At 60.8% G+C, this 25,491-nt stretch carries 27 protein-coding genes and 2 pseudogenes; 15 read left to right on the forward strand and 14 right to left on the reverse strand.

Features of this window, described 5'->3' with window-relative positions; translation table 11 throughout:
* Positions 1 to 156: 156 nt before the first annotated feature.
* On the reverse strand, positions 157 to 1,026 hold the full coding sequence (locus ACVWWD_RS13440) for an MBL fold metallo-hydrolase (protein WP_023782478.1): 870 nt from the start codon (positions 1,024 to 1,026) through the stop codon (positions 157 to 159).
* Positions 1,027 to 1,335: 309 nt separating this feature from the next.
* Here ACVWWD_RS13440 and ACVWWD_RS13445 point away from each other — a divergent pair, with 309 nt between their 5' ends.
* Entirely contained in the window at positions 1,336 to 2,505 is a 1,170-nt protein-coding gene (locus ACVWWD_RS13445; protein ID WP_457103120.1) for a beta-glucosidase, read from the forward strand.
* 55 nt (positions 2,506 to 2,560) lie between these two features.
* On the opposite strand, the gene ACVWWD_RS13450 is transcribed toward ACVWWD_RS13445, so the two are convergent.
* From ACVWWD_RS13450 to ACVWWD_RS13460, 3 genes are read right to left on the reverse strand one after another with little or no spacing between them, the layout of a single operon-like run.
* Positions 2,561 to 3,082: a ferritin-like domain-containing protein gene (locus tag ACVWWD_RS13450; RefSeq protein ID WP_352547359.1), complete on the reverse strand. Its 522-nt coding sequence runs from the start codon at positions 3,080 to 3,082 to the stop codon at positions 2,561 to 2,563.
* Between the two features lie 32 nt (positions 3,083 to 3,114).
* Entirely contained in the window at positions 3,115 to 4,278 is a 1,164-nt protein-coding gene (glf, locus tag ACVWWD_RS13455; RefSeq protein ID WP_023771418.1) for a UDP-galactopyranose mutase, read from the reverse strand.
* 2 nt (positions 4,279 to 4,280) lie between these two features.
* Entirely contained in the window at positions 4,281 to 5,453 is a 1,173-nt protein-coding gene (locus ACVWWD_RS13460) for a glycosyltransferase (protein ID WP_352547357.1), read from the reverse strand.
* Between the two features lie 359 nt (positions 5,454 to 5,812).
* Here ACVWWD_RS13460 and ACVWWD_RS13465 point away from each other — a divergent pair, with 359 nt between their 5' ends.
* Together ACVWWD_RS13465 and ACVWWD_RS13470 are read left to right on the forward strand one after the other, a co-directional pair.
* Positions 5,813 to 6,730 (forward strand): glycoside hydrolase family protein, encoded by a 918-nt coding sequence (locus tag ACVWWD_RS13465; RefSeq protein ID WP_023771416.1) that lies wholly within the window; start codon positions 5,813 to 5,815, stop codon positions 6,728 to 6,730.
* A 175-nt stretch (positions 6,731 to 6,905) separates the two neighbouring features.
* The gene (locus ACVWWD_RS13470; RefSeq protein ID WP_023771415.1) at positions 6,906 to 7,751 is read left to right on the forward strand and encodes a manganese catalase family protein; all 846 of its coding nucleotides are present in this window, start codon (positions 6,906 to 6,908) and stop codon (positions 7,749 to 7,751) included.
* Positions 7,752 to 7,815: 64 nt separating this feature from the next.
* On the opposite strand, the gene ACVWWD_RS13475 is transcribed toward ACVWWD_RS13470, so the two are convergent.
* Positions 7,816 to 9,456, reverse strand: a complete 1,641-nt coding sequence (locus tag ACVWWD_RS13475) for a M20/M25/M40 family metallo-hydrolase (RefSeq protein WP_352547354.1) — start codon at positions 9,454 to 9,456, stop codon at positions 7,816 to 7,818.
* A gap of 331 nt (positions 9,457 to 9,787) precedes the next feature.
* Here ACVWWD_RS13475 and ACVWWD_RS13480 point away from each other — a divergent pair, with 331 nt between their 5' ends.
* The 3 genes from ACVWWD_RS13480 to ACVWWD_RS13490 are packed head-to-tail and all read left to right on the forward strand — an operon-like array spanning position 9,788 to position 11,624.
* Positions 9,788 to 10,399, forward strand: coding sequence for a hypothetical protein (locus tag ACVWWD_RS13480; RefSeq protein WP_352547352.1), 612 nt, complete (start codon positions 9,788 to 9,790; stop codon positions 10,397 to 10,399).
* Positions 10,396 to 10,788, forward strand: a complete 393-nt coding sequence (locus tag ACVWWD_RS13485; RefSeq protein WP_352547350.1) for a phage holin family protein — start codon at positions 10,396 to 10,398, stop codon at positions 10,786 to 10,788. Before ACVWWD_RS13480 ends, ACVWWD_RS13485 begins: the two co-directional genes overlap by 4 nt.
* Entirely contained in the window at positions 10,785 to 11,624 is an 840-nt protein-coding gene (locus ACVWWD_RS13490) for a hypothetical protein (RefSeq protein ID WP_352547348.1), read from the forward strand. The genes ACVWWD_RS13485 and ACVWWD_RS13490 overlap by 4 nt, the downstream gene beginning before the upstream one ends.
* 81 nt (positions 11,625 to 11,705) lie before the next feature.
* Here the strand turns inward: ACVWWD_RS13490 and ACVWWD_RS13495 are convergent, their stop codons facing one another.
* The 4 genes and pseudogenes from ACVWWD_RS13495 to ACVWWD_RS13510 form a co-directional block, all read right to left on the reverse strand.
* Positions 11,706 to 12,182, reverse strand: a complete 477-nt coding sequence (locus tag ACVWWD_RS13495) for a GNAT family N-acetyltransferase (protein ID WP_352547346.1) — start codon at positions 12,180 to 12,182, stop codon at positions 11,706 to 11,708.
* 28 nt (positions 12,183 to 12,210) lie between these two features.
* Entirely contained in the window at positions 12,211 to 12,918 is a 708-nt protein-coding gene (locus ACVWWD_RS13500; RefSeq protein WP_352547344.1) for a LysE family translocator, read from the reverse strand.
* 279 nt (positions 12,919 to 13,197) lie between these two features.
* Positions 13,198 to 14,051, reverse strand: a pseudogene (locus tag ACVWWD_RS13505) (alpha/beta fold hydrolase).
* A pseudogene (locus ACVWWD_RS13510) lies at positions 14,051 to 14,905 on the reverse strand (flavodoxin family protein); the annotation flags it as partial. The pseudogenes ACVWWD_RS13505 and ACVWWD_RS13510, both read right to left, overlap by 1 nt.
* A gap of 125 nt (positions 14,906 to 15,030) precedes the next feature.
* Between ACVWWD_RS13510 and ACVWWD_RS13515 the strand changes: the two are divergent.
* The 5 genes from ACVWWD_RS13515 to ACVWWD_RS13535 all read left to right on the forward strand — a co-directional run bounded on the left by ACVWWD_RS13515 (position 15,031) and on the right by ACVWWD_RS13535 (position 18,688).
* Positions 15,031 to 15,195, forward strand: coding sequence for a hypothetical protein (locus ACVWWD_RS13515; RefSeq protein ID WP_023771406.1), 165 nt, complete (start codon positions 15,031 to 15,033; stop codon positions 15,193 to 15,195).
* A gap of 171 nt (positions 15,196 to 15,366) precedes the next feature.
* Positions 15,367 to 16,116, forward strand: coding sequence for a Crp/Fnr family transcriptional regulator (locus ACVWWD_RS13520; protein WP_023771405.1), 750 nt, complete (start codon positions 15,367 to 15,369; stop codon positions 16,114 to 16,116).
* Positions 16,117 to 16,479: 363 nt separating this feature from the next.
* The gene (locus ACVWWD_RS13525) at positions 16,480 to 16,911 is read left to right on the forward strand and encodes a DUF2231 domain-containing protein (protein WP_352547340.1); all 432 of its coding nucleotides are present in this window, start codon (positions 16,480 to 16,482) and stop codon (positions 16,909 to 16,911) included.
* Positions 16,908 to 18,254 (forward strand): PQQ-dependent sugar dehydrogenase, encoded by a 1,347-nt coding sequence (locus ACVWWD_RS13530; protein WP_352547338.1) that lies wholly within the window; start codon positions 16,908 to 16,910, stop codon positions 18,252 to 18,254. The genes ACVWWD_RS13525 and ACVWWD_RS13530 overlap by 4 nt, the downstream gene beginning before the upstream one ends.
* A gap of 170 nt (positions 18,255 to 18,424) precedes the next feature.
* Positions 18,425 to 18,688 (forward strand): DUF6894 family protein, encoded by a 264-nt coding sequence (locus ACVWWD_RS13535; RefSeq protein ID WP_023782466.1) that lies wholly within the window; start codon positions 18,425 to 18,427, stop codon positions 18,686 to 18,688.
* Between the two features lie 236 nt (positions 18,689 to 18,924).
* On the opposite strand, the gene ACVWWD_RS13540 is transcribed toward ACVWWD_RS13535, so the two are convergent.
* The gene (locus ACVWWD_RS13540; protein WP_023771400.1) at positions 18,925 to 19,644 is read right to left on the reverse strand and encodes a Crp/Fnr family transcriptional regulator; all 720 of its coding nucleotides are present in this window, start codon (positions 19,642 to 19,644) and stop codon (positions 18,925 to 18,927) included.
* A 200-nt stretch (positions 19,645 to 19,844) separates the two neighbouring features.
* Here ACVWWD_RS13540 and ACVWWD_RS13545 point away from each other — a divergent pair, with 200 nt between their 5' ends.
* Positions 19,845 to 20,060, forward strand: coding sequence for a DUF6894 family protein (locus ACVWWD_RS13545; protein ID WP_435053992.1), 216 nt, complete (start codon positions 19,845 to 19,847; stop codon positions 20,058 to 20,060).
* 32 nt (positions 20,061 to 20,092) lie between these two features.
* Here ACVWWD_RS13545 and ACVWWD_RS13550 read toward each other — a convergent pair whose 3' ends face one another.
* The 3 genes from ACVWWD_RS13550 to ACVWWD_RS13560 all read right to left on the reverse strand — a co-directional run bounded on the left by ACVWWD_RS13550 (position 20,093) and on the right by ACVWWD_RS13560 (position 21,584).
* Positions 20,093 to 20,350: a hypothetical protein gene (locus ACVWWD_RS13550; RefSeq protein WP_023771399.1), complete on the reverse strand. Its 258-nt coding sequence runs from the start codon at positions 20,348 to 20,350 to the stop codon at positions 20,093 to 20,095.
* 244 nt (positions 20,351 to 20,594) lie between these two features.
* Entirely contained in the window at positions 20,595 to 21,011 is a 417-nt protein-coding gene (locus tag ACVWWD_RS13555; RefSeq protein WP_023771398.1) for an HD domain-containing protein, read from the reverse strand.
* A gap of 48 nt (positions 21,012 to 21,059) precedes the next feature.
* Complete coding sequence (locus tag ACVWWD_RS13560; RefSeq protein ID WP_457103121.1) at positions 21,060 to 21,584, reverse strand: GFA family protein; 525 nt, start codon at positions 21,582 to 21,584, stop codon at positions 21,060 to 21,062.
* 306 nt (positions 21,585 to 21,890) lie between these two features.
* Between ACVWWD_RS13560 and ACVWWD_RS13565 the strand changes: the two genes are divergently transcribed.
* From ACVWWD_RS13565 to ACVWWD_RS13575, 3 genes are all read left to right on the forward strand, one after another.
* Complete coding sequence (locus tag ACVWWD_RS13565) at positions 21,891 to 22,874, forward strand: ABC transporter substrate-binding protein (RefSeq protein ID WP_023782464.1); 984 nt, start codon at positions 21,891 to 21,893, stop codon at positions 22,872 to 22,874.
* 94 nt (positions 22,875 to 22,968) lie between these two features.
* Positions 22,969 to 23,772 (forward strand): ABC transporter permease, encoded by an 804-nt coding sequence (locus tag ACVWWD_RS13570; RefSeq protein WP_352547336.1) that lies wholly within the window; start codon positions 22,969 to 22,971, stop codon positions 23,770 to 23,772.
* A gap of 122 nt (positions 23,773 to 23,894) precedes the next feature.
* A complete protein-coding gene (locus ACVWWD_RS13575) occupies positions 23,895 to 24,653 on the forward strand; it encodes an ABC transporter ATP-binding protein (protein ID WP_352547416.1) in 759 nt (252 codons plus the stop codon).
* 89 nt (positions 24,654 to 24,742) lie between these two features.
* Here the strand turns inward: ACVWWD_RS13575 and ACVWWD_RS13580 are convergent, their stop codons facing one another.
* The gene (locus ACVWWD_RS13580; RefSeq protein WP_457103625.1) at positions 24,743 to 25,465 is read right to left on the reverse strand and encodes a GMC family oxidoreductase; all 723 of its coding nucleotides are present in this window, start codon (positions 25,463 to 25,465) and stop codon (positions 24,743 to 24,745) included.
* Positions 25,466 to 25,491: the final 26 nt, after the last annotated feature.

A 25,491-nucleotide genomic window follows, 5' to 3' on the forward strand; every position in this document is an offset into this window, starting at 1 on the left:
GAGATACGCCCGGTGTCGCCTGCCGCCCAACGAACGCCCTAACTGGCGCCTGTGACGTTTGTTCCGCCGCCGCCCGTCTTGGGCAACCGAGCGGCAAAGCTGGCCCGTTTTTGACAGATCTTGAGAACCGCGGCAGAGCGCTGCGCTCGGACAGGCTCAGCTATTTGGAACCGTCGCCGGCTCGCGCACGAATTTCATTTTCGGCGGCACGGCAAACTCCGTGAACCGATCAGCCAGGCTGTCAAGAGCTTGACGCATGCCCACGCCAGCCGCCGCCGCCCCATGTCCACTGATGATCATCTGGGGCTTCAGCGCGGCCAAGCGCTTCACAGATCTTTCCGCCGCATCCCAGTCCGGCGTGAAATAGCGTGGCGGACCGTGCATCTCGAGATCCTGAACGGCGACCTCATAGACCGACTCCTGCCCTGTGGTGATGAAGGCGTCCCCTACGATCAGCGAGCGGTCCTCCTCGCGCCAGAGCGAGATATGCCCCGGGGCGTGTCCCGGTGTGTGCAGCCATTGCCATCCGGGCATTCCGGGGATCGATCCGTCGCTCGGCAAGGGTTCCAGGCGGTTGCCAAGATCGATCGGCCCGCGTGGAAAGAGCGGCGAAAGCAGCGCCATCAGTCCACCTCCAACCCAGGGGTCCGGCGGCGGATAGGATGTGGTCCCGTCCAAATAGGGGCGCTCGAGCGGGTGTGCGAAGACGGGCACGTCCCACGTATTCGCGAGGTCCAGAACCGTTCCCACATGGTCGAAATGGCCGTGCGTCAAGATGATCGCAGCCGGCCGCGCGTCAGTCCCGAAGCGCTTTTCCGCCACAGCAAGGATGCTGCTCCGGGACGTCGGCAAACCGGTATCGATCAGCACCCATTTCCGGTCTCCGCTGCCCGGTGCGCCGAACAACACGACATTGACGATTGCAAACCGCAAATAGCCAAGATCCGGTGCAATGCTCCAAGCACCGTCGCCACGATCCTCGCGCCTGGCATGGTCGATATCTGAAAGTCGAATTTGAACGGTCATATGATCCCGTGCCTCTGTTGTTTGCCGAGCAGCCGGTCGAGTTAAGCCACGCCGGTGCTACATTGCCCCGAACTTGGCTCAAGCCTCCTTGTTCCTGACGTCGCCAATCGCCACCCAGCTCCCAGGCGGTCGACCACCGGAACAAAGGCTCGGCCCGTCGGTTCGGCACTACCCGGTCAGGCAGGACGAAGGATCTGCTGAGCTGAGCAAAGGGATGCGGCTTGCCCGGTCGGATCCGGCGTTTCGCCAAAGGCAATTCGCGGTCCGAACAGGGCGGCCGAGTTTGAAACTGCCCAAAGGAGACTCCGAATGGACGAAGTGGGACTCACGGACGGGCACGAAGTGGGTGAGCCGGCTCCGGGAGCTTCGCGCTTCGCCAGTTTTTTCATGGCGGGCTTTGAGTGCTCCTCGCACCGGCGCAAGGACGGCGTCCGCCTCGACCTTATTCGTGCGACCTCGCACAATTTGCATGCCCTCGGCGACTACCGGGCCTGCGCCGACCTCGGCCTGCGCACCAATCGCGATGGGCTACGCTGGCACCTGATCGAAACCGCTCCCGGAACCTATGACTGGTCAAGTTGGATGCCTATGGTCGAGGCAGCCCGATCGGCAGGTGTCCAGGTCATCTGGGATATCTTCCACTATGGATCCCCGGACCATGTCGATCAGGGGTCCATCCATTTCATCGATGCCTATGCCTCGTTCGCGGCGGAAGCCGTGAGGGTGCACCGCTCGATTACCGGCACATCGCCTCTGTTATGTCCGATCAACGAAATCTCCTTCTTCGCCTGGGCCGTCGAGGTCGGCTATTTCCCGCGCGTAGGGCTGAACAAGCGGGGATGGTTCAAGCGGCATCTCGTCAAGGCTGCCATCGCCGGTGTTCGTGCAATGCGCGAGGTCGATCCGGCATGCAGATTTGTCTGGGCCGAGCCGCTCATCCACATCGCGCCTCGCGACTGGACCCGCGGCGAACGGCGCCGCGCCGAAAACGCCCGACTGGGACAGTTCGAGGCCTACGACATGTTGCTGGGCCGCGTCGAACCCGAGTTGGGCGGCAGCGAGGATGTTGTCGATGCCGTGGGCCTGAACTTCTATCCGCACAATCAATGGTACATAAATGGGCCGACCATTCCGATGGGACACCACGAGTACCGTGCTCTGTCGGAAATGCTGATCGAGGTCGCTCATCGATATGGCAAGCCGATGTTCATCGCCGAAACCGGCTCGGAGGGATCGGGCGGGGCTGCTTGGCTCCACTATGTCTGCGACGAGGTGCGTGCGGCGATGAGCCTCGACGCGCCGATCGAGGGTATTTGCCTGTATCCGATAACCGCTTACCCTGGGTGGGATAATTCCCGACATGCGGAGGTGGGGTTGTTTTCGGTCATCCAGGCGGATGGTACGCGACGCCTCCGCCAGCCCGTCGCCGACGAACTGGTTCGGCAGCAAGGTCTGTTCGCACCGAACCGGACGCGCTGAAGGAGCGGCCGGCAACAAGGTGGGCGGGTTGTGGATGCCGTCCCGCGCCGTTGGATCAGCTTTTTGCGGTCTCCCCCGCCTCGCGCAACCTGGCGTACCGCAGGGTCACGTCGCTCAGATTTTCCTTCAGCCAATCGGCCATGGCTTCCTCTTCGCTCAGATTCTGCCTGAGGGCCGTTTCTGCATGCTGGAAGCCGCCGGCATCGGCGAGCACCAGGAGCGAATTGTAGGCAGCGATCTCGTAGTTCTCGAAGGCGAAATTCGCCAAGCTGTTCTTGATGATCTCGTCGCCTGCCATCGAATGTCCCATGGCCGCCATGCTGCCAACCATCGATAGGGCCGTGTCCTTGAGCGTGGAGTGCTCTTCATCGAGGCCCTCCAGGACCGCCTCGATCCGGGTGATCTGGCCCTCGGTCTCCTGAATGTGCCGGCGCAAGCGATCAACCACCACAGGATAATTCTCGATACGCTCGACCTGTGGTTTCATGATCGACAGCGCTTGGTTCTCCATGGCATGGGCGTTGCGCAAGCCAACAATAAAGATCGAACGGCTCTCCGTGGTGAAGTTTGTATCCATCACAATTCTCCTTCTGATTTGCCGGCGCCAATTCAGCTCCCATGTGCGGGAGAACTCACCGCCAGTCCGCCTAGGGGCGTCCTTCCGGTGCCCGCCCATTCCGGCAGACTTTTCTGGATGCGAGCGAAAGTAGCCAGGGCCTGTCCGACCACCTGGTCCATGTTGTAGTAGCGGTATGTTGCCAGGCGGCCGACAAACCACACGTCGGGACAGGTTGCGGAGAGCGCTTCATAGCGCTTGTAGAGCGCTTCGTTTTCGGCTCGCGGCACCGGGTAGTACGGGTCCCCGATATCCGTCGGATATTCGTAAGTCAGGCTGGTCCGCGCGTTCTGCTGGCCGGTCAAATGTTTGTACTCCGTGATGCGGGTGTAATCTTGCGTCTGCGGATAATTGACGACCGCAACCGGCTGAAACTGCTCGCGGTCCAGGGTGACGTGCTCGAAACGCAGCGAGCGATAGGGAAGATGCCCAAGCTGCCACCCGAAATATTCGTCGATTGGACCGGTATAGATCATCCGCCTGAACGGGATCTTCTCACGGATTTCGCGGAAATCGGTCTGCAGCATGATCTTGATGTTCGGATGGTCGAGCATGCGTTCAAACATCCTGGTGTATCCGCCGGCCGGCATTTTCTGGAAGCTATCGCTGAAATAGCGGTCGTCACGGTTGGTCCTGGTCGGCACTCGTGCCGTCACCGATTTGCTCAGTTGACTGGGATCGACGCCCCATTGCTTCCGAGTGTAGCCACGGAAGAATTTTTCGTAGAGCTCGCGGCCCACCGTGCTGACAACGACATCCTCGGCCGTGCGAACGTCCTCTACCGTCTCGCGTCGCGACGCAAAGAATTCCTCCAACTGGGCCGAGGTCAGGTCCAGCCCATAAAGGCTGTTGATCGTGTCGAGATTAATCGGGATGGGAACGAGTTTCCCGTCCACCGCCGCCAACACCCTGTGTTCGTATGACCGCCACTCGGTGAACCGCGACAGGTAGTCCACGATCGCCTGGCTGTTGGTGTGGAAGATATGCGGACCGTAGCGGTGGATCAGGATGCCGGCTTCATTATAGCAATCATACGCATTGCCCCCCACGTGGCCGCGACGATCGACCAGCAGGACGCTTTCGTGACGCTGCGAGGCTATCCTTTCGGCAAGCACGCTGCCGGCAAAACCCGCCCCGACGACCAGCCAGTCGAACATGGCTAAGCGCTCCTGCGAAGAGGGACGATTTTCTTGCGTTCATGGGCGCGCTCGATGTGAGCTGCCATGGCATTCCATGTTCGCTCCCAGGAGGTATCCGCAAGGTAGGCGTCGACTTGTCGCCGGAGCATCTGGCGCGGTCGCGAAAGAGCCGAGCGGAGCTTGGTTTCCAGATCGTCGCTGTCGGCGATTTCCACCAGTCCGGCAGCGCCGTAGCTGCGCACCACGTCGACTATCGCCGTCGAGACCACCGGCAGCCCGGCCGCGAGGAACTCCGGCGTCTTGGTCGGGCTGATGAAGCGGGTCGCTTCATTGAGGGCGAACGGCATCCAGCCGGCATCCCAGTGGCGCAGGTAGTCGGGCAGATCGCGGTAGGCTTTCCCGCCCAGCCAGTGAAGATTCTCGGCTTGCGGCAGGCTTGTAGGATCGATCTTGACCACCGGGCCAAGCATGACGAAATGCACGTCCGGCATGATCTCCGCCGCCTGGGCCACGAGGTCGACGTCCAGCCGCTCGTCGATGACGCCGAAATAGCCGACCCTCGGGTGAGGAATGCCGGCCTGATCGGCTGGGTCCTTTCCCGGCTTCCTGGCCTTGTGAAAGTGGTTCACATCGATGCTGCTCGGAAAGGGATAGATCGCGTGATGCAGGTGGCGCTTGGTCTCGAACAGGCTCAGGCCGCCGGTGAAAACAAGATCGGCGCGGTTCAGAAGCGCCTTCTCCATCTGCCTCAGTTCGGGCGGCGCATTCTTGAACGCCGAGAGTTCGTCCATGCAATCATAGACGCATATGTCCGGCTGGAGGTACTCCGTGAAACGAAGAGCCATTGGCGTGTAATACCATGCGATCAGCCGGCTGTGCGGCATAGAAGCGATTGTCTGCTGAACAAATCTCCGCTGCGCGGCGTCTGCTTTCGCGGCCGACGTGCCGACCGGGAGCACTGGTGTCGCAATCAGAATGTTTGGCGAGGCCTCGCTCGTCCGCAATAGCGGCTGCGCCAGTTCTTCGAAAACAGGTTCTTCAAAGTAGACAACTCTCTGCTGCATGGATGCGAGAGTGAGGATATGCTGCGGGCGTTGATGAACGAAATTCCACCTTAAATGGGAGAAGCAAACCAGTAGATTTTGCCTGTCAGCTTGTTTACTGACCATTACCCTGCCAAAGGCTGCTTCCATTGAGATATTCCTTTTATAGACGGTCGTTTATGTTGCGACTAACATTTGTTAATCGTGGATGAGGGGACAACTAGACTTCAGTTTCAGCTCCTAACTTTCGGGTAGGTGAGTTGTTCCAAGGTGAAACGAGAGCTCGGTCGCCGCTTCGGATTGGACGAATGCAAAGCGCCGGCCGCGCGGAGGCAGACTGGCTGTCTCAAATGGCGGGTCATCGAACTGCCCCCGACGAGGTTTGCTGGTGGAGAACCGCCTTTGCCGTATTTGCGTTGCACTTGCTGGCTATAAAATATCCCGGACATCAACTTGATTCGCCCGCGGCATTGGGCGCGTCCGGGGCAAGGGCAAATTCCGGGGCTAAGATGAAGATCGATTTCGACACCAACGTGTTTCCGCTGTTCCATCCGCAAAGCGTGGATGACCTCAAGGACCCATGCCCCGTCTTCGATGGCAGGCTGTGGCATGTCTTCGGTTCTAGCGGGACGGTGACGACCGAGACGTGGAGAATCCTGCACGCGACGGCGCCCGACCTCTATGGGCCTTGGATCGAGCACGAGGCGATCGAGCTTCCCATCAACGGGACGGGGGTCGCGGCTCCGGGCGTCATCCACGAAAGTGGCGTCTTCCATATGTTCATCCAGACCGAGTTCATGAAATCCGGTGGCCGCTGCGAGCATGCGGTTTCCAACGACGGCTTCCATTGGGTGGTTCTCAGCCCGGCCATTCTCGCCATCCCCGACACGGAGGAGGATGGCATTTACGATCCGCACCCGGCGGTCATTGGGGGCAAGCGCTATCTCGTTTACTCTGCCATGCCGAAATTCAACAGAGTGCCGCAGCCCGACATCTATCTCGCTCGCAGCCAGTCCGATTCGTGGTTCGGTCCGTGGAAGCGGATCGGCAAGATCCTCGATCACGCTGATGTCCCTCATCACAATACGAGAGAGGATCCCGACTATGAATGGGGCATAGAAGGTGCCCAACTGGTCGAGTTGCCGGATGGCCGAGTGCTCCTGAACGCCACTTGTTTTCTTCCAAATGGCCTTCGTGGGAATCGTCAGCGCGTGTTTTTCGCCATCGCTGACGAGGTTGCCGGACCTTACGTGTCGATAGGGCCGGTGCTCGAGCCAGGCCAGCCGGGCGAGAACGGTCATTCAACGGTGATGATCGAAGGCAGCCAGCTTTCACTGTTTTACCAAAGCCGGGTTGCCGCGACCGACCACCGGTGGCGCTACGGCTTGGCCCGATGTGACGTGGCTCTGTTTTCCAAGGTTGCATGATCCCTGCCTGCCTGCCGGCACGCACGACCGTGTTCGACCGGTCGTCTTCGTCGTGCAATTGAGTTTCCGCTGACCCTAGACGATCCGCTGCCAGTTCTTCCCAAATTAAACGCCTGCTCGGGCGGAACAATGCTTCCGGGCTGAGGTTCGACTGACTTCAAACGGAGAGTCAGCCATGTATTACACCGACAAGAAATTGCAGTTCCCCGTTCAAGTCGAGACGCCGAACCCAATCTTTGCTCGCGCCTTACAGCAGGCCATAGGCGGAGTGGAAGGCGAAATTCGTGTCGCCTTGCAGTATTTCTTTCAAGCCTGGGGGTGCCGTGGACCGGCCAAGTACCGCGACCTGCTGTTGAACACAGCCACCGAGGAGCTCGCCCATATCGAGATGCTGGCGACCGCGGTCGCGCTCAATCTCGAAGGGGCACCGCTTTCACTGCAGGAGGACGTGTCATCCGATGCGGTCGGAGGCTCTGTCCTCAACGGGATGAATTTCCGCCATATCTTGTCGACTGGGCTCGCCGCCCTGCCGGAAAACTCCAACGGTGTTCCCTTCAATGCTTCGCATGTTTATGCCAGCGGCAATCTTGCCGCCGATATGGTCGCCAACGTCACCGCGGAAGGAAGCGGGCGCGTGCTTGCGACCCGCCTCTACAACATGACCAACGATGCCGGAATGAAGGACATGCTGTCATTCCTCATCGCGCGCGACACCATGCATCAGCAGCAGTGGCTGGCGGCGATCGAGGACATGGGCGGCCTGACCGCGTCTCTGCCGGTGCCCAATTCCTTCCCGCGGGAGAAAGAGCATCAAGACGTATCCTATGCGTTCATCAACTGTTTCGTCGAAGGTGTCGCACCGGCGCAGGGACGCTGGAGCGAAGGCCCGTCGATGGACGGCAAGGGCGAGTTCTCCCTGTTGCCCGGTGCACCGATGGGCGAGGAGCCAATGCTCTCGCCGCCACGGCCAAGCTCTGGTGCGCAGAGTGAGCAGATGTTCGACAGGAAGGCAGCCGAATAGTCATCGTCACAGGCAGAAGGCGGCGGCCAAATGCGGCCGCATCCGCTTGTGCCGTTCGTGCCTGTCAGGACGCGTCGGGCCGAAGGAGCCTGGCGCAGACATCGCGAATGAGCTGCGGCAGGACGTCGAACGCATAGCCGACATGCAATCGCTCCAGCGGCGTGTGATAATCGCGTCCCCACGGACCGATGTTGATCGTCGGCATGTTGGCCAGGGCTCGCGTGAGAGGCCAGCGCACGCTGTCTTTCCAGGCTGGCGTGTTGCGGGCGACGACGTCGAGGGAGGATTCGGCCGCTTCGCCAAAGAAGCTCATGTCCGAAATCCCGGCGAAATAGTCCGCGCACGTGACCACGCTGCCATGGCGAGCCCCTGCCTCGTCGGCCACCTCGACGGCAGCGGCTCGCAGCCTGGCGGCTGCCGGCTGCGCGGAAAGGTTCGTCGGCAGATAGGGTATCGATCCGAAGCCCGTCAGGATGGCTGGCCCGGCCAAGCGGCTGAGTTCCCAAGCCTGCTCGGTTATCAATCGGCACTTCTCGGGCAGGGGCTGTTCGCCGGCGGCGATCGAAGCAGAAACAGCTTCGAGCCGCAGCCGCTCCGGTTCTTCGAGACGCGCCAGCAGAGTCTCATACCGATGGACGGGAATAGATTGCACCACCTCAAGCAGACCTGTTTCGTGCTGAGCAGAGACGCGGCGCCGGAGCTCCTGCAAAAGAAGCGAGGCCGCTTCGGCGCATAGGCTGTCGAACCGGTCGAGCACCTCACTGGGCGCTCGGCGATAACTCAGCACATTGAAGGTGGCATTGGCGGTCCGCGGTGTCGTGACATCATATCCGGTCTTTCCGTCCCGAATCCCGAGCAGGCTGGGCGGGGTGCCGGGTCCGGTGCCGCACATGTCGGTGAGCTCGGGCGCCCATTCGATCCGCGTGGCGATTGCCGCGGCGATAGCGCCGGCATTGAGGCCATTCAAGGGAAAGCCGCTATGTGTGGGAACACCAACCACGCAGGCGGCTGGAAGCAGCTTGCCGACGGTTCCCAGAGCGATGACGCGACCCTTGCTGCCGTCGCCATCATCCGCGATCGCATCGAGATTGATCACCGCGAGCAAATCGAGGTCGCGCTCTTTACAGAGTCCAGGCAGCATTTGTGCCGCCTTGCGGGCGCCGGCGGAATTGTTCTCCTCGTCCGGCACGGCGATGAAAAGCAGATTTCCAGCCGGCTTTGCGCTTTCGGCAAATTCGGCGCATACGGCCAGCCCCGCTGCAAGGCCCGCCTTCATGTCGAGAAGGCCGCGTCCGGCAAGGAATTCGCCGCCCGCGAAATCATGGTGCGCCAGGATGGCGGCTGGAGCGTTCGCGGCGACGAGGGAACCGTGCAACGCCTTTGTCAGCGCGTCGGGCCGAGTGGCCAGAGGCTCCAACTGTCCGTAATCGCTTGTCCCGACGGTGTCGTAGTGACCGGTCAAGAGCACGGTCGGGCGACCAGTGCCGCGCAGGAGCATCGCCACGCAGTGACGGCCGTCCTGAGGTCCGACCTCGATCGTCCAGACCTCCGCGTTCTGAAATGCCGTCTCCTTTCGGAGTTCCGCCGCCAACCAAGGGCCGAAGGCAGCCTCGCCGTCCGTGCCGGTGACGCTCTTCTGCTCGGTCAAACCGACTGCCCAGCGCCGCGCACGACTGGATAGTGTCTCGATAGGATTGCGGGTCATTGCCGTCCTGCCATTCGGGTGGGAACGGTGGACCCTATCCTGGTCCAGCGATTTCTCTCAAGCGCACTTCGGCGGTGACTCAGTGGAATCGACTTGGAAGCAACTCTCGACCGAGGTAGCTCGTCTCGATGACGGACTGGCGGCGCTCCCGACCGGTTCTTCCTGCATTGCTCTTGGATCGCAAAAAGCTCTTCGCCGACGGAACATCGCAGGTTCTATGAAGTTGGGCTGCCAAGGAGGAACGTGCCCATGAACGGTGTCATCTATCTTATCGGCCTCGTCGTTGTCGTGCTCGCGATCCTTTCCTTCCTCGGTTTTCACTAGGTGACCCATGCAACGCAATGACGGCCAGGGCCGTAAACCCACTGATTTCGACAAGGCGACAAGCGACGTTTCCGACAGGCTCGGCCGGGAAAAACAGCGCGCGAGCGAGTTGCTTCACGATGCTCGCGACGGACTGGCCCGCAAGGCTGGCGACTACGCGACAGAAGCCACGCAGGTTATTTCGGACAAGGCGGAGGAGACGCAGCGCGACATCGGATCGAGCTTGACGGCGTTGGGCGGCGCGCTGCGCGCTGCCAGCGAGCATCTGGCCAACAATGATGAAAGGACCGCGTCGAAATTTGCCCTGGACGCCGCCGGCGGGCTGGAGCGGCTTTCCTCCTCGTTGAAAGAAAAGCCGTTTGGCCAGGTGCTTGAGGATGTGCAGTCCTTCGGCCGGCAAAACCCCGGTGTCCTGCTTGCCGGGTCCGTATTGGCCGGATTGGCGCTGGGTCGATTCATCAAGGCTTCCCCATCGAGAAGCCCCGAAGCATCTCGAAGTGCCTCGGGTGGTGTTAACTCGCAGACCGGCGAAGCTGCCGGCTGGTCAGCCGACGGTGTGCAAGGATTCGGCGGCGGCGTTGACGATCTGGCCACGCCGTATGGGGAGCAAGACAGATGAACACTCAAGACAATCCCAGCCTCGCGACCCTGGTGACCGACTTGGCCCAAAACGTCACCACGCTGGTGCAAACCGAAGCCAGGCTTCTGCGGGCGGAGCTCTCTGAAAAGTTTACCAAGACGGGAGCTGGCGCCGCCGAGGTGCTGGGCGGGGCCATCTGCCTGGTCGCGGCTCTGCTCGTGCTGCTTCAGGCCCTGGTCATCGCATTGACGCGGGCAGGGCTGGGGGCCGGGTGGTCCTCCCTGTTGGTCGGCGTTGTGGTGGCAATTCTTGGCGTCATTCTGCTGCGCACCGGCATGGCAAGCATGGCGCCTTCCGAACTTACTCCCGACCGAACCCAAGAACAGCTCAGGCGCGACGCGACTGTGATCAAGGAACAAGTGAGATGACCGAGAAATCCGCAGCCGAACTCGAACGCGAGGCGGAGGCCGCGCGCGCCAGGGTGGTGGAGACCGCCGAATCCATTCGAGGCAAGATGTCCCCGGGACAATTGCTGGATGAATTCACCGGCATCTTCTCCGGAGGAGAGAGTTCGGCAATGCTCAACAATCTGAGAACGCAGGTCAGGGACAATCCCTTGCCCGTGACCATGGTGGGCGCAGGTCTGGCTTGGCTGATGCTGGGCAGCGGTCCGTCGAACGGCAGTCGTCGCCGGGCCGGCTATACGGCGCCTACTCCGCCCAGCGGGCGTGACGAGGCGGAGGGCGGCGGCTTGGGCAGCACGCTCTCCGGAACCGCTGAATCGCTCTCGTCAGCTGCAAGTAGCTTGGGCGCGGCCATAACGGGCGCAGCGAGCGGCGCCGCCGAAGGATTGACGAGCAACGCCGCCAGCGCAGGATCGACGGCTGGCGACATGGCTGCAAAAGCCAGTCGCTCGGCACAGGAGCTGTTGAACGATCAGCCCCTCGCGGTCGCGGCGGTCGGTCTCGCCATCGGCGCCGCGATAGGCGCCATGTTGCCCCATACCGCAGTGGAGGATGAGCAACTGGGGGCCTATGGCGAGAAGCTTCGCAACACCTCGGAGACCATGCTCGAGCAAGGCCTCGACCAGGCCAAGCAGGTTGCCGCGGACGCCTATGAGACGATCAAGCAGGAAGCTGGACGGCAGGACACACAAGCAGGCACGGTGGCCGACCAGATTGGTGAAATCGTCAAGTCCGCGGCCGACACGACGGAGCAGTCCGTACGGGAACGGGTCTCTCTCCCATCGGAACAAAAATCCTAGCCGAGGATGCTGGAGCCGCCGTCATCCTCATGCGACTGGCGGCGGCGCAGGCAACTCGCGAAAGGGATGTCGATCTAGTCTTCAGAGCTCTTTTCGCAGGAAGATGCGCGCGGTGCCCGGAATGCCAAATTCAACCCTGCCAAATTCCTCGTATCCGTGGCGAACATAGAAGCCAGGTGCCTGGAAGCTGCTGGTCTCGACCACGGCGCGCGCGCAGCCACGCTTTCTTGCCTCTGTTTCCACGGCTGACAGAAGCCGGCTGCCATACGACTTTCCTCGAACATCCTCAGTCACGAAAAACATGTCCAGGAACAACAGTCCAAGCTCAGTCCTGCCCCACAGACCCCCAACGACCTTTCCCGAGGCGTCGCGCACTATGGCGCCGATCGGCATTCGATCCGCGACGCCGGACTTGGCCACATTGTAGCGATAGAGAGCAGCGCCCGCTTCTGCCTTGGCATCCCCGCCGGTTTCAACCAACTCGATCAGGAGATCCGGCTTCCGTGCTGCGCCGCTCGCTGAACATGCCCAGTCTGAAACCTGCTTCGATCTTGTCATCGTTGGATCTGCGAAGGAGACTTTCGCTTCACTTGCCGGCCCCGCCGCCCACGGCCATTCGAATGCCAAGGCCGACAATGAAGCAGCCCGCTATCCGTTGTTGCCAAAGTCTCACGCGGGGTCGACGCATGACCCATTCGCCGAGCACACCAGAAGCAACCGCATAGGTTCCCAGGACCAAGACGCCAGTCAATTTCTGGGTCGCGCCGAGCATCAGCATCTGGAACCAGACAGAGCCACGGTTCGGATCGACGAACTGAGGCAGGAACGCGATCATGAAGGTCATGGGCCAGGGATTGATGAGGTTGGCTATCATACCTTCCCGCATCGCTGCGAGCGGACCGACGCGCTTGACGCACTCGACATCCAGATCGCTTTTCGTGCCCGAGAGCAAACTTATACCCAACCAGACCAGATAGGCTGCCCCAGCCCAACGAAGCGCGTCGAATGCCAATGGCGATGCACGCAGGAGCGAGGAGACACCCAGGGCGATCAGCGGCAGTTGCACCGTGCCTGCGCCCAATGTCATTCCCACGACCGTGAACAACGCCACGCCACGGCCTTGCCCGATGCCACGTGCCATGACCAGCATGCTGTCGGGGCCGGGTGGCATCTGCAACAGGATCACGGTGCCGAGAAAGGCGAACCACAGATTGGGATCGATCTTACACCTCCCTGGCCCAAGCCTATTTGGCGCGTTCAATGCCGGCCCCCCTGTCCCGGCAAGCGGCGACATTTTTGCCTTGGCGCGATCACTCCTGGGGCCGTCTAGCCGGCCTTGTCGAACCGCATGGAGCCCCACTCGGTCACAAAATGTTCTCAATATACCTGCTCGCTGAGAACTCCGTCGCAACGCGATATTTCCGGCCCGGAGCTTCCGATATTCTCCTCGGCGTCACAATTTTCCAAAGGAAGATTTGTTCCCGGGGAACGAACGCTGCGTGTCATCCGGCAGCACGTGGCCCGACCATTGTGCTGCCCGTCCCATCTTCGCCAGATCAAAACCAGTGGGCCGTCAAGCAAGGAAGTCCAGGATGGCCTTCGCCAACAGGTCCGGTGCTTCTTCGGCGACATGGTGACCGCTGTCGATGCCTTGGCCTTGCAGGTGCCGGGCCCACGGGCGCCAGATCGCCAGCACATCACCATAGAGCCGTTCAAGATCGTCGCGCAGCGACCACAGGACAAGCGTTGGACATTCGACCCGTAGCCCTTGGGCGCGATCCTCCGCATCGTGCCGCCGATCGATCGTTAGGGCGGCCCGGTAGTCCTCGAGCATCCCATGCACGACGTGCGGACTGTTGATCGCCGTCTGGTAGTCCTCGAAGTTTTCTTTGCCCATCGCTTCGGCCGATCCGCCATACCACGCCTGCGGATCGACATTGATGGCGCGCTCGGGCTTGTCTGGCTGGGCAAAGAAGAACCAATGCCACCACTCTGTCGCAAAGCGGCTGTCACAACGCTCCAGATGCTCGAGGACCGGGATGCCATCGATTTCGACAAGGTGCGAAATACTGGCGGGATGATCCATCGCCATCCTGAATGCGGTAAGGGCGCCACGGTCATGCCCGGCGACGGCGAAACGATCAAAACCAAGCCTGTGCATGAGAGCCACGCAAATGCCGGCCTTTGCCGCTTTGAAGATCCCGCGCTTTCCCAGGCATCGGCCGGGACGGATGATTGCCCAAAACCCGGCAGGTCCGGGCAAATGACGGTGTGACGTCTTGCCAGTATCGGCGCGACGCGATGCCATGTGGTGTGGGTTCGCGGGTGCCCATGCAGGAGCAACAGTGGCGGGCCAGCCCCACCATGGCGCACGCGCAACATCGCATCCGCAAGCTTGACGATCTCCAGGGCAAAGCCGTCGAACATCATTTTTGCCGAGGGTCGGTCAGCGACTGTCCAGCGGTGACGAAAGTGCCCTCCTTCCGAGCGACCGCCGCGGCCAGAAGCGTACGCGCCGCGTTTCGGACTTCCTCCTGCAGGTCCTTGTCATCGTCGAGGTCGTCGTGGCTGGTCGCGTACGGCTTCCAATAACCGGTGTAACGGTCGAGTTCGGCCTTCGGCCCCGCCGGGACCATTTCGATCGATTTCAGCCAATCCGATAAAGAGCGCCGGACGTTTTCGGCTCCCTCGGTATCGCCATGCACGATTACCGAAAAGAGCCGGCCGGCAAGGTGCCGGGGATAGTCCCATCCCTCGAGTTCCAGCGCCTTCGCCTCCCGCGCCTCCTTGCCGTGCGTGGAACTAGGATCGGGATTGCCGCCATCGGCGCATACCAGACGGTCCATCATCAGCTTCAGCGGCGAGGTGGCCTGATACCAGTGGACAGGCGTTATGATCATCACCGCATGGGCAGCAACCCACATCGGATAGATATCGTTCATCCAGTCCTGCGTCTGGCCGAGCGAATGATTTGGATAGCAGGAACAGGGCCAGTGACAAAGCGCGGCAGCAGTGGAGAAGCAGGCCTTGCAGGGGTAGATTTTGCGGCCGTATTCGGCGGCCAGCCGGGACAAATCCAGGATCTCGATTTCCGCGCCGCCGGCGTTGAAAATCTTCCGGGCGATTTCGACCAAACGATAGGATTTGGACATCTCGCCGGGGCAGGTGTGCTCGCTGCGCGGCGATCCGTTCACGATCAGGACGCGGCGTCGTTTGCCCCGCTCATTCATGCGCTTTGCGCGCTCGATTGCTTGTCTGGCCTTGAACCAATCGACCGCCAGATTGCGAATTGATTCGCCAAGTTCGGTACGAAGGCGTACACAAAGAGGTCGTCAGCAGCACGATACGGGCGTTGACGCTTGGGAGCGACCATCGCACTCCTGCCCCAGCGTGAGGCTAGGATGTCATGGCGAAAGACCCCGAGCGCCCCGGTCTAGCGGCCGAAGCCGTGCGTACACTTGCCCGAGAATCGGGCGCTACGGAACAGCAGATACGAGACATAGTGTTGCTGGTGGGGTTCGACCGCTCCTCGATCCTCAGGGAAGCTCGTCTTCTCGCCAAGGATGGATAGCCGACAAAACCTGCGGTTTGTCCACAGCAGCTACTGTCGGTTTCATACCGACGCGGCCGCCTGCCTAGTGCTGGCCGGGTGGGACGGTTTATGTTTTGCCATCGTCCGCTCGTTCGAGGGGCGCGGCCGGCCGAGAGATCCCAGCGCTCTTGCCCAAGTGGAGAGCGTCTCGTGGATCACAAGATTCTGCAGGCCAAGAGCGAGTTGTTGCGCCGAATGAGCGCGGCCGATTTCGAGCGGCTGCGGCCTCATCTCGAAAGTGTTTTTCTGGAATTGCGCTCGCCGTTGGAGATCGAAGGCAAAAAGATCGAAGCTGTCTATTTCCTGGAGAGTGGCATCGCATCGGTCGTCGCCAAGACTTCGGGAACGGCGGAATCAGAGGTGGGAATAATCGGCTTCGAAGGCATGACCGGTTCGGCGCTGATCATGGGCGACGACCTGGCAAGCTTCGATTGTTACATCCAGTCGACGAGCGAAGCGATACGGATGAGCGCCTCGCCGTTTGTCGAAGCCTTGGAAGAGAGCCCGACCTTGCGGCCGTTCCTGTTGCGCTACGTCCAGTATCTCCACGTCCAGACGAGCTACACGGCATCGATCAACGCACGACACAGCCTGGAGGTCCGGCTGGCGAGATGGCTTCTGATGTGCAGTGACCGGACCGTCGGCGACAGGATTATGATAACCCACGAATTCCTTTCCGTCATGCTGGGCGTCAGGCGCCCCGGAGTTACCGTGGGGCTTCAGACAATAGAAAGCCATGGCTACATCCGTGCCCGCCGCGGCGAAATTACCATCCGGGATCGGAAAGGTCTCGTGGCGCTGGCACGAGAATCTTACGGCCCTCCCGAACTGCAATACCGTCGGCTGGTCGGGGACCTCGGTTCAAAGAACCCTTCGAGGCAGGACCGTCCGCCCACCTGACCGCCATCATGTCGGCATTGCAGGGCGGGTATTGCATGCATTGCGGGAGTGGCCGACGCGACAATGCCAGTGACGGCACATTGCCTAAGCCCGCATCGGCCACTGCGGCATGATTTGGGGATGCCGCCTGGTCAATCTAGTCCTCTGCCAATGACTGACAATAAAGGGCCAAGGTTTGGTAAGAAACGTACGAATTTAATCTCGCGCTGACGATGCCGGCGCGCTTCGCGCCATTCACCGCCGACGGCGATCGCCCTTGGTCAGGGCAATCACAAGTCCTTGAACGCAAACTGTTCCCGGAACATCTCAACTCCAGGTTTGTTTGAAGCCCAGATGCCATCCGGAGCAGGGGCGAGAAGGTCCATGGTCAATTCGCGATCGATACCGGTGGTCGTCGGCCGCCCGATCCATCGGACACCGATGGCGGTCGCCAATGCTTGTTTCATCGGTGCGCTGCTGACTGACCTCACCTATTGGCGAACCGCGGAGATGATGTGGGCCGATTTTTCCGCATGGCTGCTGTTCGCCGGCCTCGTGATGGGCGCTCTTGCGGTGCTTGCGGCGCTTTTCGATCTCTTCACCCGTCGAATTCTCCGTACGCACGGAGCCTATCTGCTCGGCAGCCTGGTGGTGCTTGTGCTGTCGTTCTTCAACGCGCTGGTGCACAGCCGTGACGCGTGGACGTCGGTCGTGCCGACAGGGCTCATCCTCTCCGCGGCGGCCGTGATCGTCTTGGTTCTCGTGTGGTTGTTGGGATGGAGCACCGGCCGCACTCGCGTGGAGGTGGTCGAATGAACGCCCTGCAGGTTTCGAACACTCACGTCCGGCGTGCCCTTGGGTTCGGTCTGTTGTGCGGATCGCTTTTGGCATTGCCAGCCTGCAGCAACGACGACCCAGACCCGAGCGGCCAGGTCGGCCCAAGTCCGACACTGCCTGAACCAGCGCAATATCTTGTCCCGCCCATGCATGTCGCTTCGGTCGTCGGCTGGAAACAGGACGAGAAACCAACGGTCGCGAAGGGTTTGCAGATCCAGGCATTCGCCAAGGGATTGAAGCATCCACGCTCGCTCTACACCTTGCCGAACGGTGACATTCTCGTGGTCGAGTCCGTGGCGCCGCCCGGCGCCGCGATCAAGCGTCCGAAGGACCTGATCATGGGCTGGATCGAGTCCATGGCGACGTCGGGCGGCGGTACCGAGGGAAGCAACCGTATCACGCTGTTGCGTGATTCGAATGGCGACGGCGTGCCCGACGTGCAGGATGTATTCCTCGATCATCTCAATTCGCCCTTCGGCGTGGCTCTGGTCGGCAGCGATCTCTACGTCGCCAACACGGATGCGATCGTGCGTTATCCCTACATATCCGGCGATACCAAGATCACCGCGCCAGGCACCGTGCTGACGCCTCTGCCCGGCGGCCCGATCGATCATCATTGGACCAAGTCTCTCGTCGCCAGTCCGGACGGATCGCTGCTTTATGTCGGCGTCGGCTCCAACAGCAACATCACCGAGAACGGCATCCAGGCGGAAAAGGATCGCGCCGCGATCTGGGAGGTCGACAGGGCGACAGGCCGTTCGCGCATTTTCGCAAGCGGGCTGCGCAATCCCAACGGTTTGAGTTGGGAGCCGCAGAGCGGAGCGCTGTGGGCCGTCATCAACGAGCGCGACGAACTCGGCCCCAATCTGGTTCCCGACTACATGACTTCGGTCAAGGACGGCGCGTTTTATGGCTGGCCCTACAGCTACTATGGCCAGCATGTCGATCCGCGGGTGATGCCGCAGCGGCCGGACCTGGTCGCCAAGGCGATCGCTCCGGACTATGCACTGAGCTCCCATGTCGCGCCCCTGGGCCTGGCATTTTACACCGGCACGAATCTGCCCGAATCCTATCGCAATGGCGCCTTTGTCGGCGAACATGGCAGTTGGAACCGTAAGCGCTTCAACGGCTATAAGGTCGTTTTCATACCGTTCAATGGAGGTCATCCCAACGGCAAGCCTCAGGACGTCATCACCGGTTTCCTGGACAGTGACAACAAGGCACATGGGCGACCCGTGGGCGTTGCTGTCGACAAGGCGGGCGCGCTGTTGATTGCGGACGATGTCGGAAACACGGTCTGGCGCGTGACCGCATCTCGGTAGCTATCGGATTGTATACGCAGGAAGCCGGTACGTGAGACGCTGGCCAGTTGACCCTCACGCTGTTACCGGCGGCGTAACCTCTACTGAAGATTCAAAAGTATGCGTTAACCGGCACGCGCGATACGGCTAGGTCGAGGGGAACAAAGGTCGCGCCGCCTTGTTCGGCAATGATGGCGCGCTATTATTTTGATCTAGTCGACAATGGAACCTCCTTCCCGGACACTGAAGGAACCGAGCTTCCGAGCTTGGAGGCAGCTGAGGATGAGGCGGCAAAGGCGTTGCTCGAAATAGTAAAGGACCAGATGCCTGACGGCAATTTCCGAGAAGTTGGCTTGCATGTCCGAGCTGGTGCTAGCAAACCCCTCGTTACGGTAAAGGTGACGTTCGAACTGGTGCGCAACGGATCTGATAGCGATGGACCCGTGGGAACCTGACCACTTCCTCAATGAAAGTGCGCGCCTATATCAACGGAGGGCGGCGGCACAGATTGCCGATCTTCGCTCGGATATTGAAGACATGCGGCGCGCGTATCGATGAAGCGCGCAAGCTGCTGGACCGGCTTGCCGCCAAATCAGGCGCTATCCACCCGTAGGGAAGGACAAGGCCCGCTCGTAACCCGGGCCGCTTGAGTTGGTGGAGCAATCCGCCTCGTAACTGAGTTTAAGGCTGCTCATCTCGGTTCGTTGTTGATGCTCAGATAGGTAGGATCGAACTCGGCAAGCCTGGCAAGCTGGTCCCAGTCCAGAATGGTGACCATATGGTTCGTCCAGTTAACTACCTTGATCTTTTTCAAGCCGCCGATCACCCGGTTCATGTGCACGACCGACAACCCAAGCACGTCGGCCATTTCAGTCTGTGACAGCGGTAGGTGGAAGCTCATTCCGTTGGTGCGTTTCACCGCCTGCAGGCGTACGAACAGTTCGCAGATGAGATGGGCCAGATGCGAGGTCCTAGAGCGGCGGCCCATTGCCACGATCCATTCGCGATGTATGGCGCCATCGACCAGCGTATCGAGCCACAACAGCCGGGTCAGATGAGGGGCCTGTTCCGTAATAGCTTTCAGCTTGTTGTGATCCGCGTACATCACCCGGCAAGGCGACAGCGCGATGATGCCGTGATCCATGGTCTTGAGCAAAAAGGCGTGGAGATCGACGAAGTCGCCGGGCACCTGCAAGGACGTGAACTGCCGACCGCCGCCCTCGAGCACCTTGTAGCGTGCCGCCAGGCCATCCAGCAGCATGGTGCTATAGGTTGGCCGGGACCCCGCTTTGACCACATCTTGCCCCTTTTCGAACTCGCGTCCGAAAACAACCGTTTCGGCCAACAAGACCTTCTCGACGTCCGACAAAGTGTCGTGTTGGCCGAGTTGCAGATAGAGAGACTCTAACATCATAGCCTCGAGGCGATCGGGGTTGAAACGCCGATCGCCAGATGTCCTGGACGCAAGGATAGCAGCCGGACCTTAGGCCTTCGGAAGATGGCGGACCCTATCATCGGCAGCCTGCGCGTATTCTGGCGCAAGCGCCGGAGCGGGAACCACCAGTGTCGCCAGGTATTAGCACGCTACAGGTGTCCAAGGCTGCCCCGAAAATGAAACGGTGTCATTTCTATCTCTATAACGGTGACGGCCTCGTACCCGACGACGATGGCCAGCCGTTTGAATCGCGAGAACAGGCGAGGGCGGAAGCCATTCGCATTTCGCAGGAAGTCGCTCGCGATGAACTGCTGGATCGCGAACTGGTCAAGATACCGGCAAGGTGCGCAATGAGGCGGGCGCCCAGGTGTTCGAGGCATCGCTTTTTCTGACCGCCGGGTGCAGCGCGTGACCTTGATGCGGGTCAGCGTGGGAGCCGCTGTGGAATTTGGACCACATTTTCCGATCCGGGCAGTTCAAAGGCCATGGCCAATCGACGCAAGGAAGCCATTTCCACGATCAACTCTTCGATCGAACGATCCGGCAACCCCGTCTTCACTTTCTGCCTTACCCTTGCTGTGAGTTCATGAACGCGGACAGGCGCGAAAAGCGCGCTGTCGTCCAGCAATCTGCTGATTTCGATCACCACATCGGCGTCAATGTCTTTCGGCAATTCCCGCATGGGCGTCACCTTGGAAGCGATCCGAAGGCGGCCAGTCATTGCGCACCAGAAGGCATGCCGGACGCGGATCGGTCGTCGATTCATAAAACCACCCATCCAGCGTGTCACGAAAAAACGTTGGTACGAAAATTACCAAACGAGTTGGTTTCCGTAACCCATGCATCTTAGCATCGCGCGACTACAGGGCATCGACCAGTGGCGCCTGTCGGATGCCATGACGCGATTGCCGCCAGTATTCCGGCATTCACTTGCTGAACTCGTCGTCAAGAATGCGCAATGCTTCTTCATACTTGGCCGTGGATGCTCCGATCTGCCGTGATTGCCAGATATTGTCGGTGAGATCCGCCCGTTTTACCGGCAGCGCCAATGGGTTCGATGCGGCCCGGCGTACGAATGCGAAATAGTCCTCGCCTTCTCTGCGTGTCATGGCATCGACCGCAGCGGCGATCGTCGGTCCAAAGCCCGCCTCCTCGAGCTTGGCCCGGCTCCAGCCTTCGCTTTTTTCCAGGACGTCGTGCAGGTAGGCGACAACTTTCTCGTCTATGGTTTCGACGGCGTCTACCACTCGACGGCAATGGTCGATATAGGGTCCTCCTGTCTTGTCGTGCTGCGATGCATGCGCCTGCTCCGCAATCTTGGCCGCCCGATAAAAAATACTCATCGCATCCATCTCCACCCTTTCGGCCAGCGATCCGCGTTGTCTTCAGAGCTACCAGCGTTCCTCGGTTTCGCGGTGCGGCAAGTCCAAGCCGCAGCAGACCCAGCCTAGCCGCTGCCCTGATCCGTAATTGTAGCGAGGCTCCAACCGCGCTGGGTCGTCGAATGTGCCGACATGCAGCGCTATTTCCCCGGGCGAAACGTCATAGGCAAGGCTGAGCGGCGATCCGCAGGCAGGACAGAACCCCCTTTGGGCGATTGGTGAAGATCGGCGATAGGAGGGAGTGGCGTCGATCCAGGTCAGGTCTGGCGTAGGAACCCACGCCAGGACCGCGAATGCACTGCCGGTCGCGCGCCGGCACATATCGCAATGGCAATAGTGCACTCTCGGTTCGCTTGTGACGTTGAAGCGAATCCGGCCGCAAAGACATCCGCCGTTCAGTTCCACCTTGGCTCCAGTCCGATGGGCCTGCGTTTTGGCAGGCTCTCCAATCCCGTGCGGGCAGCTTCGTTCATCTGGCGAAAACGTCGGCCGCCCTCGTCGGTTCCTGTGCCCCGCAGGAGCGAGTTCGCGCACGAGGCGCTTGTCTTTTCCAGCGCCGTGCCATCAAGGCCGCTTCGGTCGGCGACCTTGCGGAAAATGGGCCAGCCAGGATCCAGAGCCAGGCCGCCGATCGGCTATCGAGCCGCTTCGGTTTCGACGAAGCAATGGGCAGAAAAAGACTTCTTTTTGCGATCCGGCCCGGATGCTCTGTTGCGAACCTTAGAACACGCAAGGCTCGCTGGGAGGCGACGCCCAAACAAGAGCGGCTGCCGAAACGCAACCGGCATAGGCCGCGAGAATGAGGCCGATGCCGGCAACAGCCATAGGGGAACCACGGCAATGAAGACATTTCGAAACTGCCTGATGGGCGCGGTCGGCGCAGGCCTGCTGGGCCTGGGACTTGCAGCTCCCGCCGATGCGGGCGCCATCCGTCTCGGCATGACGACCTGGGTAGGTTACGGGCCGCTGTTTCTTGCCCGCGACCTTGGTTACTTCAAGGAGGCCGGCGTCGACGTCGACCTGAAGGTCATAGAAGAATCAGCGCTTTACATGGCTGCGGTCGCCGGCGGCGATCTCGATGGCGCCGCCTCCACCGTCGACGAGCTGATGAAGTACCGCTCGGACGATCTCTGCTTCAAATACGTTCTTGCGCTCGACGACAGCCACGGCGGTGATGGCGTCGTCACGCAGCCCGAGATCAAGTCGCTCAAGGATTTGAAGGGCCAGCAGGTGGCCTTGAACGAGGGCTCCGTTTCCGAATTCTGGTTCAACGTGCTCCTGAAAAAGGAAGGCATGACCGAGGACGACGTTACCATTACCAACATGACCGCCGACGACGCGGCGACCGCCTTCATCGCCGGCCAGGTTCCCGCCGCCGTGACGTGGGAGCCGCACCTTACCGAAGTCCGCAAGGGCGGCAAGGGAAAGGTGTTGATCGATTCCACGACCACCCCTGGCTTAATCGTGGATGTGATCGCCCTCAAATGCGATCTGATCGAAAAGCATCCCGAGGACGTAAAGGCCCTCGTCAAGGGCTATTACAAAGCGGTTGAATACATCAAGACCAATCCGGAAAAGGCCTATGAGATCATGGCCAAGGGCATTGGCGGCTATCTCGAAAAGCCCGAGGATTTCGCCGCCGGCGCCAAGGGCGTGCGCTATTACGATCGTGATCGCAACCTGGAATTCTTCGGCACGCCGGAAAAGAGCGAGGCGTCCGAGCTGGTGAATTTCGCGCAGGACATCTGGGGCAAGGCCGGCAAGCTCAAGATGACGATCGACGCGAAAACCATCCTCGACACCGATTTCATCAGGGAACAGTGAGCCTCCGGGATAGCCGGGGTCGGTCCGCCTGGCCGAACCCGGTTTCCCAAAAGGCCAGAGCTTCGCGCTTCAGAAAATCAACGGAGGCCATGCCATGGCACAGAGGCGGACGGCGTGGACACGCCTGACGACCCCATTCGCCAACATTCCCGCCAGCACGGCAACGACACTCGCGCTGGCGATGTGGGTGGTCGTGATCGGCGGCTGGGCGCTGCTGTCCTATGGCCGCGTGGTGCCGAACATGTTCCTGCCGACGCCGGGAACCGTGCTGCAGACGACCTATCGCATGTCCCTGGACGGCAGCCTTTTCTACCACACTTTGACCAGCGCCAAGGTGGTGATCCTGGGCTTCATCGTCTCCTCGCTGATCTCGGTGCCGCTGGGGCTGTGGATGGGGACCTACCGGGTGGTGCAGGCGCCGCTGGAGCCCTTGGTCAACTTCATCCGCTACCTGCCTGTGACCTCCTTCGTGCCCCTGTTCATCCTTTGGATCGGCATCGGTATCGAACAGCGCATAGCGGTCATCTTCTTCGGCACCTTCTTCCAGCAGCTCGTGATGATTTCCGACTGTGCGCGCAGCGTCTCCAGGGACCTGGTCAACGCCTCCTACACTCTGGGCACCAAGCGCAGCGAAGCGGTGTGGCACGTCATTTTCCCGGCCGCGCTTCCAGCCATCCTCGACACGCTTCGCGTCACCATCGGCTGGGCCTGGACCTATCTGGTCGTGGCCGAACTCGTCGCCGCGTCGAGCGGCCTCGGCTATATCAGCCTGAAGGCGATGCGAGGCTTCCAGGTCGATGTGATCTTCATGGCAATCGCCGCGATCGGGCTTCTGGGCCTTATCACCGATACGGCGTTCCGTGTTATCAGGGCCAGGGTCGCGCCATGGGCATCCTGATTTTGAACGCAAGCTCGCAAACCGCAGTCGGATCAAGGGTAGCAATGAGCGAGACCATCAAGGCGAACGATCTGGCCGGCACGGCCGCGACGACCGGCGATCCGCGCTCGACCGGCACGACGATGGCCGTTGAGGACGTGACATTGCGTTACGGCGACGCCAACGGCGTGCTGGCGTTGGACGATGTGTCGCTGAACGTGGCCAAGAACGAATTCTGCGTCATCGTCGGCCCTTCGGGATGTGGCAAATCGAGCCTGCTCTACCTTGCGGCCGGCCTCAATGACGCGACTTCGGGCAGCATCAAGGTCGATGGCAGGGAAGTGATCGAACCGGGCCCCGACAGAGGCATGGTGTTCCAGAGCTACACTTTGTTCCCCTGGCTCACCGTGCGCGCCAACATCGAGTATGGACCCAAGCGCAAGGGCCTGCCGGCGGGGCGGCGCAAGCAGATCGTCGACCAGTATCTCGACGAAGTCGGCCTCGCGCCCTTTGCCGACCACTACCCCGCCCAGCTTTCCGGCGGCATGAAGCAGCGTGTGGCGATCGCGCGCGCCCTTGCCAACGATCCGGCCGTTCTGTTGATGGACGAACCCTTCGGCGCCCTCGACAGTCAGACGCGCGGCACCATGCAAAAACTGCTGTTGCGCGTCTGGGAGCGGCAGCAAAAGACGGTGCTGTTCGTTACTCACGATATAGACGAGGCACTGGTCCTGGGCGATCGCGTCCTGGTGATGACGGCCCGGCCCGGCAAGATCAAGGCCGAGATCAAGGTCGACATCCCAAGGCCGCGTTCGATGGATGTGATCCTCGAACCCGAGTTCATCGCTCTCAAGCGCCGCATCCTCGGCCTCTTGCATGACGAGATCGATGAGGATCTTTGAGAGCAATCTCGAGGAAACACAAACGGTCGTAGGCAGCTCGGCGTTGCCAATGCTGAACTCCCTACGATGTTGAAAGGCTGGGCGGATCGTTATCTTTCGCCGCGACGCGCCGAGCCCAGGATCATCTCCGAGCACTTCTGTCCGATCATCATGCTTGGCGCGTTCGTGTTGCCGCCGATCAGCTTCGGCATGACTGACGCATCGGCGACCCGGAGCCCGTCCATGCCTCGCACTTTCAGCGTCGCCGGATCAACGACCGCCATCGCGTCCGTCCCCATCTTGCAGGTTCCGACAGGGTGGTAGACGGTCAGCGCTTCGGCGCGCAGATAGGCTAGGATGTCGTCGTCGCTACCGACATCCTTGCCCGGAAGCATTTCCTTGCCACGCACCGCATCGAACTCGGATGCGGCGAGGATATTGCGCGCGATCTTGATGCCTTCGACAAGCACCATGGCGTCGTCCTCGTTCGCGAAGAAGCGGTGATCGATGAGAACGTCGCGGCGAGAACTGTCCTGTGACAATCTGATCTCGCCCACGCTTTTCGGCCTGAGAACGCAGGTGTGAATGGCGTAGCCGTGGCCATATTCGATGAGCCTGCCGCGATGGCTGCGATAGCCCGGCACGAAGTGGAACTGAATGTCGGGCAGGCCGTTCGCATGCCGAGTCTTCGCAAAGCCGCCGGCCTCGACATAGTTGGTCGTGAGGATTCCCTTGCGGCGCGCGAAATACTGGAAAGGCGCTGCCGCGATGCGGGGCAGGTTGGCAAACGACAGGCCGAGCGTCCTGGTGCTCCTGGAGCGCACGGTGATCATGCCGTCGACATGGTCCTGCAGGTTCT

The organism is Mesorhizobium sp. URHB0026, assembly GCF_054059755.1.